At 70.4% G+C, this 14,896-nt stretch carries 13 protein-coding genes and 1 tRNA gene; 4 read left to right on the top strand and 10 right to left on the bottom strand.

From position 1 onward, the window contains the following. Nucleotides 1-104: 104 nt before the first annotated feature. Nucleotides 105-1,517: a UbiD family decarboxylase gene (locus ACERZO_RS23060; RefSeq protein ID WP_372666800.1), complete on the top strand. Its 1,413-nt coding sequence runs from the start codon at nt 105-107 to the stop codon at nt 1,515-1,517. Nucleotides 1,518-1,597: 80 nt separating this feature from the next. Here the strand turns inward: ACERZO_RS23060 and ACERZO_RS23055 are convergent, their stop codons facing one another. The 9 genes from ACERZO_RS23055 to ACERZO_RS23015 all read right to left on the bottom strand — a co-directional run bounded on the left by ACERZO_RS23055 (nt 1,598) and on the right by ACERZO_RS23015 (nt 9,736). Next, entirely contained in the window at nt 1,598-2,185 is a 588-nt protein-coding gene (locus ACERZO_RS23055) for a UbiX family flavin prenyltransferase (protein WP_372666799.1), read from the bottom strand. Further along, nucleotides 2,178-3,329, bottom strand: coding sequence for a Rieske 2Fe-2S domain-containing protein (locus tag ACERZO_RS23050; protein ID WP_372666798.1), 1,152 nt, complete (start codon nt 3,327-3,329; stop codon nt 2,178-2,180). Before ACERZO_RS23050 ends, ACERZO_RS23055 begins: the two co-directional genes overlap by 8 nt. Further along, entirely contained in the window at nt 3,326-4,690 is a 1,365-nt protein-coding gene (locus ACERZO_RS23045; protein WP_372666797.1) for a M20 family metallopeptidase, read from the bottom strand. The genes ACERZO_RS23050 and ACERZO_RS23045 overlap by 4 nt, the downstream gene beginning before the upstream one ends. Continuing rightward, on the bottom strand, nt 4,687-5,553 hold the full coding sequence (locus ACERZO_RS23040; protein WP_372666796.1) for a VOC family protein: 867 nt from the start codon (nt 5,551-5,553) through the stop codon (nt 4,687-4,689). Before ACERZO_RS23040 ends, ACERZO_RS23045 begins: the two co-directional genes overlap by 4 nt. A gap of 20 nt (nt 5,554-5,573) precedes the next feature. Continuing rightward, nucleotides 5,574-6,443, bottom strand: a complete 870-nt coding sequence (locus ACERZO_RS23035; protein WP_372666795.1) for an alpha/beta fold hydrolase — start codon at nt 6,441-6,443, stop codon at nt 5,574-5,576. Nucleotides 6,444-6,498: 55 nt separating this feature from the next. Continuing rightward, nucleotides 6,499-6,577: transfer RNA gene (locus ACERZO_RS23030), tRNA-Trp, on the bottom strand. 56 nt (nt 6,578-6,633) lie between these two features. Further along, nucleotides 6,634-7,692, bottom strand: coding sequence for an NAD(P)/FAD-dependent oxidoreductase (locus tag ACERZO_RS23025; protein WP_372666794.1), 1,059 nt, complete (start codon nt 7,690-7,692; stop codon nt 6,634-6,636). Continuing rightward, on the bottom strand, nt 7,692-8,762 hold the full coding sequence (locus tag ACERZO_RS23020; protein WP_372666793.1) for a hypothetical protein: 1,071 nt from the start codon (nt 8,760-8,762) through the stop codon (nt 7,692-7,694). The genes ACERZO_RS23025 and ACERZO_RS23020 overlap by 1 nt, the downstream gene beginning before the upstream one ends. A 14-nt stretch (nt 8,763-8,776) precedes the next feature. Continuing rightward, nucleotides 8,777-9,736 carry a hypothetical protein gene (locus tag ACERZO_RS23015; RefSeq protein ID WP_372666792.1) on the bottom strand — a complete coding sequence of 320 codons (960 nt, stop codon included), beginning with the start codon at nt 9,734-9,736 and terminating at the stop codon, nt 8,777-8,779. Between the two features lie 221 nt (nt 9,737-9,957). Between ACERZO_RS23015 and ACERZO_RS23010 the strand changes: the two genes are divergently transcribed. Next, nucleotides 9,958-11,019 carry an LLM class flavin-dependent oxidoreductase gene (locus ACERZO_RS23010; RefSeq protein WP_372666791.1) on the top strand — a complete coding sequence of 354 codons (1,062 nt, stop codon included), beginning with the start codon at nt 9,958-9,960 and terminating at the stop codon, nt 11,017-11,019. 213 nt (nt 11,020-11,232) lie between these two features. On the opposite strand, the gene ACERZO_RS23005 is transcribed toward ACERZO_RS23010, so the two are convergent. Next, the gene (locus ACERZO_RS23005) at nt 11,233-11,895 is read right to left on the bottom strand and encodes a GOLPH3/VPS74 family protein (protein ID WP_372666790.1); all 663 of its coding nucleotides are present in this window, start codon (nt 11,893-11,895) and stop codon (nt 11,233-11,235) included. 243 nt (nt 11,896-12,138) lie between these two features. Between ACERZO_RS23005 and ACERZO_RS23000 the strand changes: the two genes are divergently transcribed. Together ACERZO_RS23000 and ACERZO_RS22995 are read left to right on the top strand one after the other, a co-directional pair. Beyond that, the gene (locus tag ACERZO_RS23000) at nt 12,139-13,731 is read left to right on the top strand and encodes a beta-N-acetylhexosaminidase (RefSeq protein WP_372666789.1); all 1,593 of its coding nucleotides are present in this window, start codon (nt 12,139-12,141) and stop codon (nt 13,729-13,731) included. Between the two features lie 8 nt (nt 13,732-13,739). Further along, nucleotides 13,740-14,459, top strand: coding sequence for a class I SAM-dependent methyltransferase (locus ACERZO_RS22995; RefSeq protein WP_372666788.1), 720 nt, complete (start codon nt 13,740-13,742; stop codon nt 14,457-14,459). Nucleotides 14,460-14,896: the final 437 nt, after the last annotated feature.

The following is a 14,896-nucleotide window of genomic DNA, read 5'->3' as shown; positions in this document are numbered from 1 at the left end:
CCAGGACGAAGCATTCCCCTAGTTCTTGCCGTGCGCGCCCGCTCGCCGCCGTGACCGGGGCGGATACTCGGTTCACGAGCCACCTCGCGAACGGAAGGCGTTTGATGGCAAAGGATCTGCGGACGTTCCTGGCCGAACTGGACCCGGACCAGGTGAAGGTCGTGCGCAAGCACGTCGACCCCGAGTTCGAGGTCACCGCCGTCGTCGACCGCATGGAGGACGACCCGGCCTACCCGGGGTTCCCGGCCGTGCTGTTCGAGAACGTGGGCGGCTCCGAGATCCCGTTGCTCATCAACCTGCACGGCACCTACGAGCGGCTCGCGCGCAGCATCGGCGCGGACGTCCACTCCATGGTGCCGGAGTACGCCCGGCGCGAGGGCGCGGGGATCAAACCGGTCACCGTGGACGCCGCGCCGGTGCAGGAGGTCGTGCTCACCGGCGACGACATCGACGTCGGCCTGCTGCCGCTGCTCAAGCACCAGGAGCTGGACGCGGGCAAGTACATCACCTCGGCGGTGACGATCTGCCGCGACCCGGACAGCGGCAAGATCAACGCGGGTATCTTCCGCCACCAGGCGCAGGGTCGCGACCAGGTCGGCATCCAGGTGAACCCGGCGCACCACACGGCTTACGTGCTGCGGAAGCTTCGGGAGCAGAAGAAGCCGATGGAGGTGGCGCTCGTCATCGGCCACCACCCGGCACTGCTGATGGGCGCGGTGTCCAAACTGGAGGGTATCGGCGGCGAGCTCGACGTCGTCGGCGGCCTGCTCGGCGAACCCCTGGAAATGGTGCCCTGCAAGACGGTCGACCTCGAGGTGCCGGCCCGCGCGGAGATCGTCATCGAGGGCGTGATCGACACCGACCCCGACGCGACCGCTGTCGAGGGTCCGTTCGGGGAGTACCCGCGGTTCTACACCCGCACCGGCCCGCAGCCGTACGTGAAGATCACCGCGATCACCATGCGCCGCAAGCCCATCTTCGTCGACGTCTTCAACGCCCACACCGAGCACAGCATGCTCGGCGGGTTGCCCCGGATGGGCAGCATCCACCGCCGGGTCAAGGAGGCGGTGCCGACGGTGACCGGCGTGCACCTGCCGCTGTCGGGCATGGCGCGGTCGCACCTGTACCTGTCGATGAGCAAGCGCGTCGAGGGCGAACCGAAGCTGGCGGCGTGCGCGGCCCTGGCGGTCGACCCGTTGCTGAAGCACGTGTTCGTGGTGGACGACGATGTGGACGTGTTCAACGAGGTCGAAACGCTGTGGTGCCTGGCGACGCGTTTTCAGGCCGACCGCGACCTGACGATCATGCCGGGCTTCCTCGGTGGCCAGCTCAACCCGGTGACCTACGGGCACAACCGGGAGGAGAAGGGTCCGATGGAGACGAAGCTGATCTTCGACTGCACGAAGCCCGTGCCGCCGGCGGTGTTCCCGCCTTCGTGCCGGGTACCGCCGGAGGTGGTGGCGCGAGTGGACCACCGCGCGCTGCTGGAGGACGTTCCGGCGTCCTATCTGGACTGAAGGTCGCCCGCACCGTCAACGGTGCCGGTGCGGGCGATCTTCCACCAAGACGAAAGGCCCCTTCCGCGGAAGGGGCCTTTTCACTGGGGTGTGGGACCGTGCCAGCGTTCGACCAGCTCGTCCGGCGGCTTGATGCCCAGCAGGTCGCACAACCGGCCGACCTGGTGGTCCACCAGGTCCCCCAACGACTTCGGACGGCCGTAGAACGCCGGCATCAGCGGCGCCAGGATCCCGCCCATCTCGGTCACCTGCGTCATCGCGCGGAGGTGCCCCAGGTGCAACGGCGTCTCGCGCAAAGCGACGACGAGCTTCCGCCGCTCTTTGAGCGTCACATCGGCGGCACGCACCAAAAGACTGTCGTTCTGCGACCAGGCAATGGCCCCGAGCGAACGCACCGAGCACGGCAGCACGATCATCGCGTCGATCGGGAACGACCCGCTCGAAATCGGCGCCGCGATGTCCCCAGGCCGGTACGTGAAGTCGGCGAGGGAAGCGACCGACGCAGGCGTCCAGTCTGTCTCGAAAGAGATCGTCTGACGGGCCGCCGGCGTCACCACCAGGTGCGTCTCGACCTCCGGCATGCCCTTCAGGATCTCCAGCAGCCGGATGCCGTAGATCGCGCCGCTGGAGCCGGACATGCCGACCACCAGCCGGAACGGCTCAGTCATGCTTCGCCCGCCTCCGCTCCGCCTGCTGCTCCTTGACGACCTCGGCGGGGCTCCGCCGCGCCTCCTCCTCGACCATCCGCCGCCACTCGGTCAGCGAGACGTCGGGGCGGTACAGCCGCTCCGGCGGGGCGTCGGTGACCTCCACCATCAGCCGGTCCTCGTCGTTGAACATGCCGTGGAACACCCAGCGCGCCCACGTCCAGTAGTAGAGCCAGAACTTCCGGTTGCGCCACTTGCCCTGGTTCATCACGGCGAGCTGGACGTACGTGTGGTCCTCCGCGGTCGCGGCGACCCACCACTCGAAGTGCGCCCACTCCGCGTACTTCACCCGCAGCGTGCCCGGCAGCCGCAGCGACACCTTCGTCTTGTTGCCCTCACGACGGCGGTACCACTTCTTCTTCGGGAAGTCGCCCAGGCCGGGGAACGAGGCGCTGTAGTGCATCTTGTCCTTGCGGCGGGTGATCCACGGCCCGTCGCGGATGACCTTCATCTCGCTCCACACCGGCATCTTCACGCGCTTGGTCCACAACGCGTTGCGGTGCAGCCATTTCGCGTGGCCGTCGTCGAAGCCGTTCTCCGCGCCGAAGCGCCAGTTGCCCTCGCGCACGGTGATCCGGCCGACCACCAGAGCGGCCGGATCCAGCAGCTCCTCCGGGACGTCGTCGGCGAGCGGACGAGCCGGACCGTCGCCCAGCCACAGCCAGACCAGGCCGCGGGCCTCCTCGACCGGGTACGTCCGGACGGTGACCTTGCCGCAGATCGGCGACTCCGGGCCGTCGGTGATCGCCGCGACCAGCACGCCGGTCTCCAGGTCGAACGTCCAGCCGTGGTAGCAGCAGCTCCACGTGCCGGGGAACTCCTGCGACGACATCTCGTGGCTCAGCGGGACCCCGCGGTGCGGGCAGCGGTCGTGCAACGCGCGGACCGCGCCGCCGTCGCGGATCAGCATGATCTTCTCGCCGAGCACCCGCACCGCACGCGGCTTGCGGCCGATCTTGCGCGACCACGCCACCGGGTACCAGTACTCGCGGAAGCCGAGCGCCGCCTTCTCGTAGCGCGGCCAGGTCGACCAGTCCCGGCGGCCGGGACCGCCGACGCTCGCCTGCCGCCGCGCCGTCTTCTCGTCGCCGACGGTGTCGGTCATCGGTCTTCTCCTCGACTGCTCGCAGGGAGTTCACGCAGTTCGGCCCGCTGCCGGGTGGTCACGTCCACCACGACACCGATGAGCAGGTCGACCAGCCGGCGCATGGCGGGCAGGTCCGCGACGCCCATGGAGAACCCTTCGAAAGGGCTCGGTGCCTCAGGCGGTGGCAAGCCGATCCGCGCGGTCGGGATGCCGTGGCGGCGCAGCACCCCGCCGTCGGACAGCCCGCTGCCCGGCTTGCCCGGCACGTGCGGCCGCCCTTCGACGTCCTCCCAGGCGCGGATCAGCCGGGTGACGACCGGGCTGTCCTCGGGCGTGGCCGACCCCGCCTGGCCCGCCACCAGCTCGACCTCGACGCCGACGGCGGGTTCGGCCGCGCGCAGCTCGGCGACGACCGCCTCGAACTGCCCGGCGACGTCGTTCACCGTGGTGCGCGGGTTGACCCGCAGGTCGACCCAGAACTCGCAGGTCGCCGGGTTGAACGCCGGCTTGGTGCCATCGCCGGCCCGGATCGCGGTGATCGCGCCCTGCGGCGCCACCTGCCCCGAGGAATTGCGCGCGGTGTAGTCGGCGAACCAGCTCTCCAGCCGTCCGATCATCCGGGCGGCGGCCAGGATCGCGTTGGTGTAGTGCCCTTTGTGCCGGCTGCCGGTGTAGCCGACCGACCCGCGCACGACGACGCGGAAGATCGCGAACCCGACCTCCTCGTGCACCACCGAGTAGCCCGGCTTGAGCACGATCGCGAGGTCGGCCGAGCACTGGCCGTGGTCCACCAGGAACTGGGTGCCGACGTTCATGCCCGAGTTGCGCCGCGACGACAGCTCGCTGCCCAGCACCGGCATGCTGCCGCCGACCAGCGCGACCACCAGCTGCCCGTCCAGCGGCACGCCGCAGCGGTGCACCGCGAGCGCGGCGGCCAGCGCGCAGCTGGCGAACGCCTTCGGGTTCTCCGCACCGAGCCCGACGACCTTGTCGCCGAACCGCTGCGCGGGCAGCGTGAAGTCGTCGCGGGGCCGCTCGCCGAGCCACGGCGCGTCCTCCCGCCCCGGCGCGAACGCGGTGTCGAGCGGCGCGAGCAGGAGCAGCTGCGCGCCCGCGCGGCCGGTGCCGACGCGGGTGACGAGGTTGGCCTGGCGCTCGTCGATGGACTGCAGCCGGCTGTCGAGCCCGGCCGAGGTCATCACGTCGCGGAAGTACTCGGCCAGCTCCCGCTCGCACCCGGTCGGGCTGGGGATGTCGGTGGCCGCCTGGCACAGCAGCGCCAGCTCGTCCTCGTCGACCTCGGCGCGGGCGGCCTTGACCCACTCCCGCTGCCACCCGGACAGCTTCGTGATGTCCGGGTCGATGGCGTCCGGGGTCATGACGTCTTGATCTCGGTGCCGGTCACGTGGTGGTGGCCCCACAGGCTGGTCGGCCCGGCCAGCTGCCGCGTCGACCACGTCTCGGTGTCCACGTCGAGACCGTCCCAGCCGTACTCGATCTCCCACCCCGACGGCGTCTCGAGGTAGAACGAGACGGCCCGGTCGTTGCTGTGCCGGCCCAGCGTCCGCGTGACGATCCGGCGGTCGTAGGCGACGTCGATGGTCGAGCCGACGTCGTCGAGCGTCGTGGTCTCCAGCATGATGTGGCGCAGGCCGGGCTCGTCGGTCTCGACCAGCGCGATGGAGTGGTGGCGCGGGTTGCAGTGCAGGAACGCGATGAAGCCCTTGAACGTGTCGCTGACGCCGAAGCCGAGCGTGTCGACCAGGAACGCCAGCGTTTCGGCGTAGTTCGTGACGCCGACGACGGCGTGCCCCATCCCGTGCTCACCGGTCCGGTAGCCGGCGAGCGCGCGCGTCAGGCGCAGCGGCCGGAAGTCGGCTTCCTGCCCGTAAAACAGCTCGTGCCGGAGCCCGGACGGGTCCTCGAGCCACAGCATGCCCGCGACGCGCCGGTCGGCGCACTCCGCCGCGGTCGCCCGGGTCACCGCGACGCCGGCCGCGGCCAGCTCGCGTTCGAGGGCGGCCAGGTCGGCGGCGCTCGCCACCTCCCAGCCCAGCCAGGAAAGACCTTCGGTGTCGCCGTGGCGGACGTCGAAGCGGTACACGCGCTCGTCCATGCGCAGCAGCAGGCGCTCGCCGTCGATCCACTGACCGGGCAGGCCGAGGACGTCCGCGGCGAACGTCCCCCAGGCAGGTAAGTCCGTTGTGGACAGTCCGGCGTAGGCGAGACTGCGGATGCGCATGGGGTCGGTCCTCCTGCTGGTCACTCCGCGCTGCCCAGGAACTCGAGCACCACGCGGTCGTGTTCGTCGGGCTGCTCCCACTGCGGCCAGTGCGCCGCGTCGGCGACGCAGTGGAAGGCGGCACCCGGGATGAGTTTCGCGATCCGGCGGCCCACGTCGGGCCCGCTGCCGGGGTTGTGGTCCGACCACAGCACGAGCGTCGGCACGCTCACCGTCGCGAGCCGGTCCTCGGAGATCCTGCGATTCGGCCCGGAGCCGAACCCGAAGGAGTTCTCGAACACCGTGCGCAGCGCGGCGTTGGTCGCGGGGTCGGCGTAGATCCGGCGGCGGACCTCGACCAGCTCGTCGGTGACGCGGCCGGGGGTGGCCATCAGCCACTCCAGCCGGGTGCGGATGGTCTCCGGCGTCGGGTTCCCGATCGCGGCCAGCGACCGGGCGCGCAGGGCCTCGCGCCCTTCGGCGGGCCGCTCGTCGACCGAGCCCGGGTTCCACTTGATGCCGGCCGTGGTGTTGAGCACCAGCTTCCCGACGCGGTCGGGGTGCTCCAGGGCCAGCGTCAGCGCGACCCAGCCGCCGAGCGACTCGCCTTCGAGGTGCGCACGTTCGATGCCCTGGGAGTCCAGCAGGTCGAGCACTTGGTCGACGTACGTGCCGACGGCGTCGTGGGTGAACTCCGGCTTGGCCGAGAAGCCGTGCCAGAGCAGGTCGATCGCCATCGCGCGGTGGTGCTCGCCGAGCCGCGTCACGTTTCGCGCGTAGGCCTCGGCGTGCCCGCCGACGCCGTGCAGGAGCACGAGCGGCTCGCCGTCACCGGCTTCGACGACGCGCGTCCGGTACTTTTCGCCGAGGAGGTGGGTCTGGCTGCCCAGCAGCTCGGTCCAGATGGTCACCTCGGTACTCCCAACGGTCGGCGGGCCCGGCCGGGACCGGTGGCGCAGGTGTTCGTGGCAGGGGCGGCAGGACTCGAACCTGCAACCGTCGGTGTTGGAAACCGCTGCTCTGGCCAGTTGAGAGCTACACCCCTTCGCGACCGGTTTCCCGGTGCGAGATCATTGTGCGACGGAACTTTTGGGGAAGTTCCTAGCTTGCCCCGAACCGGTCGGGACTGAAGACGTCGACCAGCGAGTCGGGCTCGCCGTCGACGATCCGGGCCGCGAGGGCCTTGCCGAACAGCGGCGCCAGCGTGACGCCCGCGCTCGCGACCGCCTCGTGGTACCCGGGCACGGCGGACAGCGGCCCGACGCTCGGCAGCTCGTCCCGCGCACACCGCGCGTCGACCACTTCGGCCGTGCGGACGGTCGCGGTCCCCAGCAGCGGCACCACCTTCGCCGCCCGGTCCAGGAGGTCCTTGACGAACTCCGGGTCGGGCGTCCCCGAACGCGGGGGCAACCCGCGGTCGACGCGGTCCGAGCGCAGGACCACGCGCCCGGGCCCGTCCGGGCGGATGCTGACCTCGGGGGCACGCAGGATGTACGGCAGCGGGTCGCCGTCCACCAGCAGGTGCGCGATCAGGCTGCGCCGCGGGGGGCCGAGGAACGGGCGCGCGCCGGCCAGCGCGCCGATCTCGTCCGCGGCCGAGCCGGTGGCGTTGACCACGACGTCGGCCTCGATCCGGCGGCCGTCCGCGAGCCCGACGCCGCCGGACACCGACATGACCTCGGCGTTCAGCTCCAGCGTGGCTCCGTGGGAAACGGCCTGGTCGAGGAGGTGGCGGGTGAAGGCGACCGCGTCGATCCAGCCCTCGGCCGGCAGGAAGGCGACCGGTCCGGACGCGGGGAAGACCACCGACGTGCCGTCCGCGGGGTACCGCTCGACCGGGCAGCCCCACTCCTCGAGCTGGGCGAGGTAGCCGGCGAACGACTCGTCGTCGGTCCACGCCACCGTGCCGGTGCGGTGCCACCAGGGCGCGAAGTCCCCGGCGAGTGCCGCGTGCTCGGCGATGCCGGCCTGGTTCAGCTCGAAGTACGACTTCGGGAAACGCCGGTAGGCCGTCGCGGTGGCGAAGCCGACTTCCGTGGTGCCCGACGCGGGGCGGTCCGCGCGGTCGACGCAGTGCACCCGCGCCCCGCGCTTCGCCAGGTGGTAGGTCACCGCGGCGCCGATGACGCCGGCGCCGATGACGACCACCTTCGGCGTCATCAGTAGAGCCCTTCCGGCGCGGCCTGGCTCACCTGCAGCGGGCGTACGTTGTAGACGCCGTCGACCGGCCATTCGCCCTTCGTGTCGTAGCGGGTCGCCTCGTCGCGCTCCAGCAGGTTGGGCAGGAAGAGGTCCTCGTGCAGCACGGTGAGCTTCAACTGTCCATTGTCGACGTTCTTCCGGAAGTCCGCCGGGTCCACAACGGACATCGTCACCTGCGGGTAGGTCGGGGCGTACGGCAGGATCGCGCCGCCGTCCTCGGGGTGCAGGCTCACGGCGTTGCCGAAGGTGTTGCCGTAGCCCGACCGCACGAGCCCGCCGTCGAGGGCCTTGACGAAGTCCTGGAACATCTGCGGGCTCATGTGCGTACCGCCGAGACGGACGCCGTCGAGCGCGGCGACCAGTTCCGGCTGCCGCGCGATGAGCTTCTGCAGCAGCGCGGGCGTGGTGTTGAGGTAGTGGACGTGCTGCGAGCGCAGGATGTCGACGATCTGGCCCAGGACGTGGTCGGTGTACTCCCCCAGCTCCTTCATCTTGCCGGCGCGGATGAGCTGCTTGATCCACCGCGGGTCCATGTCGATGCCGTAGACGAGCCCGGCCAGCTGCTCGGACAGCTCGATCGCGCCGTTGCCGATCTGGTGCGGCCCGCTCGGCGTCGCCTGCAGCCAGGTGCGGCCCGCTCGGTAGCCGTCGAAGAGGTACGACCAGCGCCGCCACTCGACGCGGTGGGTCATCATGTCCTCGGTGTAGAACACGCGCACCGGGTCGCCGGTGGTGCCGCCGGACTCCCACACGCGGCCGATCAGCGGGCGGGGCACGATGCGCGGGACGAGGTCGCCGGGGTCCAGGCCGCGCAGGTCGCCGGGCGGGAACGGGCCGAACTCGGCGAGCTGGTCGTAGCGCGTGATGTCCATGGGGTCGAACGACAGCTCGGTGGCGCGCTTGAGCCAGTACGGGCTGCCGAGCTCCGGGTTGAAGTGCCGCCGCACCACGTGCCGGGTCCACGCGTCGAGGTCGAGGGACAACCAGTGGTCGGTCAGGCTGGCACGTTCGTGCGTGCGGGTGCTCACGGTCTCTCCTTGCTTCAGGGGGCGACGAGGTCGACGGCGTAGTCGTAGATCGCCGTCATGGCCTCGGTGACGTGGTGCGGCTCGGTGATGCGCACGACGGGGAACGGGAAGTCGAGGACACCGGCGGGCAGCGTCGGGCCGAGGACGAAGGCGAGCCGGACGCCTTGGCCCTTCATTCCGGCGCAGACGTGCGGCAGGCTCATCGTCGTGGTCTTGTTGCGCTGGAACAGATCCCGGACCTCGTCGGCCGTCGTGAGCGCGCGTTCTTCGAGGAACGAGCACACCGGGATCCGCGGGTCCGCCACCGGGATCGCGGCCACGGTCGGCGCCATGAAGTCGGTCGCGTACTGCCGCAGCGGCGAGTGGACGGCGAACGGCTGGCCGTCGATGACGCTGACCATGCCGGGCGGGCTCTGCGCGACGAGCTTCCCGAGGGCCTCGGCCGTGCCGCTGAGCATGAGCAGCCGCGCGGTGCCGTCGGCGAGCACGCCGAAGTCGCCGCCGAGGTACACACCCGGACGTCGGTCGCCGTAGTAGAACGTGGGGTCTTCGGTGACCGGGAGGAAGGCGATGGCCGCGCCCTGGGCCGAGGGCGCCGGGTCCGGCAACGGCGTCTTCGCCTCGCGCAGCAGCAGGTCGAACAGGGTCCGCCGGTCCACCGCGCCCGCCACCGAACTCGCGATCAAGCCGCCGAGGCTGATCCCTCCCGCGACGCCGGGGTGGATGTCGGACTCGGCGAGGACGTCGTGGATGCCGAACGCCAGCGCGGCCAGCCGGATGCCGGCCAGGCTGAACCGGTCGTGGTCGCCCCGGGGCTCGAACTCGCCGCGCAGCAGCACGCGCGGTTCGATTCCGGTCCAGTCGCGGACCTCTTCGTACGTCCGGCGCATCGCCGGGTAGGCCTCGTAGAGGTGCGCGCCGTGCTCCGGGTCGGGATCGGAGATGTTCGCACCGAAGAGATACCCCAGAGTCACCGATTTCCCCTTACGCACGATCCGACGCGGCTGCCGCGACGCTACTGACCGGTGGTCGCGCGACGCCGGGCTAGCACCCGGGCTCTAGGCAAAACCCCAGCCCCGGGCGCCGGAGTTCTTAAGGGTTACCCCAGGGTTGGCTTGCTAGGGCGGGTATCGCGGGTGAGGCGGGTGGCTCGACGCTGGCGGCTCGACAGCCCATCCGTCGGAGGGATCAGAACGTGGAGTATGGCGTCTCGCTGTTGCCGGACTGCGATCCGCGGACCACGTCCGCCTCGCAGTACTTCCAGGACGTGCTGGAGGTCAGCGTCCTCGCCGACCGGCTCGGCCTCGACTACGTCAAGATGACCGAACACTACCTGCGCTCGTACGGCGGGTATTCGCCGAGCCCGCTGGCGTTCCTGTCGGCCGTGGCCGCGCGCACGCAGTCGATCCGCCTGATGACGGGCGGCATCCAGGCGTCCTTCCACCACCCGATCCAGATCGCCGCGCACGCGGCCCAGGTCGACGTGATGAGCGGCGGCCGCCTGGACGTCGGTTTCGCGCGGGCGTTCCTGCCGTACGAGTTCGAGGCGTTCGGCGTCGACATGGACACCAGCCGCGAGCGCTTCCTAGCGACGATCGAGGCCGTCGTCCGGCTGTGGTCCGAAAAGGACGTCACCGAGGACACGCCGTTCTTCTCCTACGAGAACGCGAATTCGCTCCCGGCGCCGGTGCAGCAGCCGGGCCCGCCGGTGTGGGTGGCCGCCCTGGCGACCCCGGCGAGCTTCGACTGGACCGGCCGCAAGGGGTTCAACCTGCTGATCAGCTCGACGCAGCTGAACGAAATGGCCCGCAAGCGCGAGTACGTCGAGCTGTACCGGAGTGCTTTCCTGGAGCACCACGGCGATTCCGGCCGCAAGCCGAAGTTCGCGGTGAGCATCCCGCTGCTGATCGCCGACAGCGACGAAGAGGCCCGCGACTTGGCGGTGCCGTACATGGTGAAGTCGTTCAACGCGTTCAAGGAAGCGATCCTGTCCTGGCACAACGTGGAATCGCCGGCGTACGAGGGCTACACGGCGATGGCGCGTCAGATGGCCAGCTTCGACCTGGAGACCGACGGGCTGGAGGCCAAGGCGGTCGTGGGTTCGCCGGACACCGTGCGCGGGCGGATCGAGGAGGTCCGGGACGTGCTCGGGCCGGACGTGATCCTGTGGAACCTGGACTTCGGCGGCCAGTCGGCGGAGACGATGACCCGCACGCTGAACCTGTTCGCGGACAAGGTGATGCCCGCGTTCGCGTGACTCCCCTGGAGAGCGCGGCAGGCCCGGTGACCGAGGTCACCGGGCCTTCCGTTGTACGGTAAGGGGGTCAGCCGCTGAAGCCGAGCTCGTTCGAACCTGTTGCCTGTGCCTGCAGAGCCGCGGACCTTCTGCTTCCGTACAGCGAGCCGCCGGCGACGACGAAGGACCCGGCAGCCCCACCGGCCACCGGGTCCTCGTCAAGGAATGTGTGCGTCAGCCGCTGAAGCCGAGGCCGCCCTGGGCGGCGATCATCGTCAACCGGATGCCGCGCAGCGCCTTCTCCAGGCCCGGCGCCACCTCGCCCACGCGGTCGGTCAGCTCCTCGATGCGGTCCTTGTACTCGCCCTTGCTCTCCTTGCGCGTCACCACGCTCGGCACCGTGCCCGCCGCCGCCAGCGCCACCAGCGCCGCGTCGTCCGCGCCGATCTCGGCCGCCGGGGTCGAGCCGTGCAGGACCTCGACCGCGTGCTCCTGCAGGGCCTTCGCCACCGCGGGGTCGGTCAGCGTCACGTGGGTCTTCGGGACCAGGCCGAGGACCTTCTTCTCTTCGACCGCGAGCAGCTTCTGCTCGGCCAGCTGCTCCTCGATCTCCTCGAGGGTCTCCTTGTAGTCGTGCCGGATCCACGACTTCCAGCTGCGCTTCTCGGTGCCGATCTGGGCCAGCAGCCGGTCGAGCACCGGGTCGCCGGTCGGGTCGGACTTCACCAGCACGGCGTCGCCGTCTTCGTCGGCGATGTTGCCGCGCAGCGCCAGCTCCGTGAGCACGCCGGCGCGGGTCAGGAACGCCGTGCGCGTGCGGTCGTAGAGGTCTTCCTTCTCGACGTCGTAGGCGAGCAGGTAGGCGCGGTAGTGAACGGAGGTCGGCGTGTCGGTCATGTCGGTCACCCGTTTCTGTGGCTTGCGTACCACTCGATCTTGACGGATCGGGACCGGTGCGGAAAACGGCCAAAGGTTGACAGCCGGTGACGGAAGGTTGTCGGTTCACAACCTTAGTTGTTCCGGCGTGCGGAGTAACCGGGCTTAGCAGTCTCCCCAGACGTCGGCCGATCGGGTGGACTCGCGCCCGAGCGGGCGGTTAAGAGAAAGGGACCACTCACCACTATCCGCAATGGACGGCTCATGACCGCTCGAAGTGCCAGGCGTGGGGCGCTGTTCCTCTCCCTCCTCGGCCTGCTCGCCCCCGTGGTGCCCGCCGGCGCCGCACCGCAGGCGGTTCCGGCCGTCTCCACCCTCCAGCAGATCGTGCCGGCGCCGGTGTCGGTGACGCCGGACCCGGCCGTCCGCTACCGGCTCGGGCCGGAGGCGGTGGTGTTCACCTCCGGTGGCGCCGAAGCCCGCCAGGTCGGCGACTACCTCGCCGGGCTGCTGCGGCCGGCGACCCGGTTCCGGCTCCCGGTGCTCACCACGCCCGCCCTGCCGAAGGCGTTGCCCGGGATTTCGCTGGTGCTCGGCGGTGCGGACCCCCGCGTCGGCGCCGAGGGCTACCAGCTCGACAGCACCGCGTCCGGCGTGACCATCCGGGCCGCGAAGCCCGCCGGCCTCTTCAACGGCGTCCAGACGCTGCGCCAGCTCCTGCCGGCTTCGCTCAGCGGGACGCTCACCGTGCCCGGCGGCCACATCCTCGACTACCCGCGCTACGCCTACCGCGGCGCCATGCTCGACGTCGCCCGGCACTTCCTGCCGGTGGCCGACGTCAAGAAGTACATCGACGACATCGCGCTGTACAAGGTCAACAACCTGCACCTCCACCTGACCGACGACCAGGGCTGGCGCCTGCAGATCACCGGCTGGCCGAACCTGACCGCCAAGGGCGCGAGCACCGGGTCCGGCGGCGGCGCGGGCGGTTTCTACACCCAGGCCCAGTACCGCGACATCGTCGCCTACGCGCAGAGCCGGCACGTCACGGTCGTGCCGGAGATCGAGATGCCGTCGCACTTCGGCGCGGCGCTGTCCTCCTACGCCGAGCTCAACTGCGACGGCGTCGCCGGGCCGGTCTACACCGGGCTCACCCCCGCGCCGCGGTCGGACCTGTGCGTCGGCAAGCCCGTCACGTACAAGTTCATCAACGACGTGCTCACCCAGGTCGCGGCGCTGACCCCGGGCGGCTACCTCGACGTCGGCGGCGACGAGATCCAGGACCTCACCGACGCCCAGTACACGGCGTTCATGGCGAAGGTCGCGCCGATGGTGGCCAAACTCGGCAAGAAGCTGCTGGGCTGGGCGGAGATGCTCACCGCGACCCCGCCGCAGGGCGCGACCGGCGAGTTCTGGATCTACGACGGCACCCAGAACGAGGTCGGCGAAGCCAGCCAGAAGGGCGCGAAGCTGATCATGGCTCCGTGCGTCTACACGTACCTGGACATGAAGTACGCACCCGGCGTCCCGGCCGGCGACCTCGGCCTCGAGTGGGCGGGCGACATCAACGTCCAGGCGGCGTACGGCTGGGACCCGACGGCGGTCGTGCCCGGCGCGCTGACCTCGAACATCGACGGCGTCGAAGCTCCGTTGTGGACGGACACCGTGCGCAGCCTCGACGACGCCCGCTACCTGGCCTTCCCGCGGCTGCCCGCGATCGCCGAGATCGGCTGGTCCCCGCAGGCGAGCCACGACTGGACGTCGTTCGCGTCCCGGCTGGCCGCCCAGGGCCCGCGCTGGACGGCGGCGGGCGTGAAGTTCTACCCGGCACCGGAAATCCCGTGGCAGAAGAACTGAGGTCCGCCATGACGAACAAGGACGGGCGGGTCTGGGAGGCCTACTGGACGGACCTCCCGGACCGCGCGGGCGCGGCGTTCTGGGACTGCGAGCCCGCCGACGGCGCGGCCGCGCACGCCGAGCTGTTCAAGGCCCACTTCGACCCGGCGCTGCCGCTGGTCGACCTCGGCTGCGGCAACGGGACCCAGACCCGGTACCTGGCCGGGCTGTACGACCGGGTCATCGGCGTCGACATCGCGGAAGCCGCGCTGAACCGGGCACGGGCGGAGAACGGCGCTTCGAACGTCTCGTACGAGTTGCTGGACGTGCTGGATGCCGCGGCGGTGGCGGCGTTCCGGTCGCGGTACGGCGACGTGAACATCTACCTGTCGGGCGTGATCCACCAGCTGCCGGTCGAGAAGCGGGTGACGTGCGCGCGCAACTTGGCGGTGCTGGCCGGGGCGCGCGGGTGCGTGTTCAACCAGGAGCTGACGCCGGCGAGCTACACGTACATGCAGCAGCTCATCGCCGACCCCGCCAACGACCTGCCGAAGCTGGAAAGGGTGTCGATCTACTTCGGCATCGGTCTGCAGCCGGCGGCGGGCGAGGCGGAGCTGGAGACGGTGTACGAGGTGGCCGGCTTCAGCGTCGTGGACGGCGGCGAGTTGCTGCTGCGCACGACGGAGACGCTGGCCGACGGTTCGGTGCTGCAGCTGCCGACCCACTACGTCCTGGCCCGCCCCGCTTGAGTGACGTGAATGACTCATTCATGTCGTCTAACGTCAGGGCTCCGGCAAGGTCGGGCGGGGCGATGCTCCGCCCGGCACCACCGCCCGCAGAACGCTGGACCGAAGAGGCGTTTCGGCGGGATGCCGAGCTTCGGTGGTCGTGAACGACTCGTTCATCGCATCCGGCGAGGTGAACGACTCGTTCATGCCATCCGCCAACCGCCGCCTGAACGGCTGACTGCCCACCGTCTCGCCCCAAAAGCCGACACCAAAGGCGAGAGGCCCCCGAGAACAGGCACCGACGAGAACCCAGACTCCCCCGCACCCCGATCCGAAGCCAGAACACGGCCGGCAGCGCCGGGTCAAGGCATCTTTCCCGCCTTGACGCGGTGTTGCCGGCCGTAGTCACAATGACAGCTTCGGGGTGCCGGAAGGGCTTTGGCAGAACAGCTGTTCCG

It is taken from the genome of Amycolatopsis kentuckyensis (assembly GCF_041679295.1).
In the GTDB taxonomy this organism is placed as follows: Bacteria; Actinomycetota; Actinomycetes; order Mycobacteriales; family Pseudonocardiaceae; genus Amycolatopsis; species Amycolatopsis kentuckyensis_A.
This window is presented reverse-complemented; position numbering and strand designations above follow the sequence as displayed.

Excerpts from the sequence above, each read along its gene's own strand:
- ACERZO_RS23060 (WP_372666800.1), top strand. The coding sequence starts at position 105 with ATGGCAAAGGATCTGCGGACGTTCCTGGCCGAACTGGACCCGGACCAG.
- ACERZO_RS23055 (WP_372666799.1), bottom strand. The coding sequence starts at position 2,185 with ATGACTGAGCCGTTCCGGCTGGTGGTCGGCATGTCCGGCTCCAGCGGC.
- ACERZO_RS23050 (WP_372666798.1), bottom strand. The coding sequence starts at position 3,329 with ATGACCGACACCGTCGGCGACGAGAAGACGGCGCGGCGGCAGGCGAGC.
- ACERZO_RS23045 (WP_372666797.1), bottom strand. The coding sequence starts at position 4,690 with ATGACCCCGGACGCCATCGACCCGGACATCACGAAGCTGTCCGGGTGG.
- ACERZO_RS23040 (WP_372666796.1), bottom strand. The coding sequence starts at position 5,553 with ATGCGCATCCGCAGTCTCGCCTACGCCGGACTGTCCACAACGGACTTA.
- ACERZO_RS23025 (WP_372666794.1), bottom strand. The coding sequence starts at position 7,692 with ATGACGCCGAAGGTGGTCGTCATCGGCGCCGGCGTCATCGGCGCCGCG.
- ACERZO_RS23005 (WP_372666790.1), bottom strand. The coding sequence starts at position 11,895 with ATGACCGACACGCCGACCTCCGTTCACTACCGCGCCTACCTGCTCGCC.
- ACERZO_RS23000 (WP_372666789.1), top strand. The coding sequence starts at position 12,139 with ATGACCGCTCGAAGTGCCAGGCGTGGGGCGCTGTTCCTCTCCCTCCTC.
- ACERZO_RS22995 (WP_372666788.1), top strand. The coding sequence starts at position 13,740 with ATGACGAACAAGGACGGGCGGGTCTGGGAGGCCTACTGGACGGACCTC.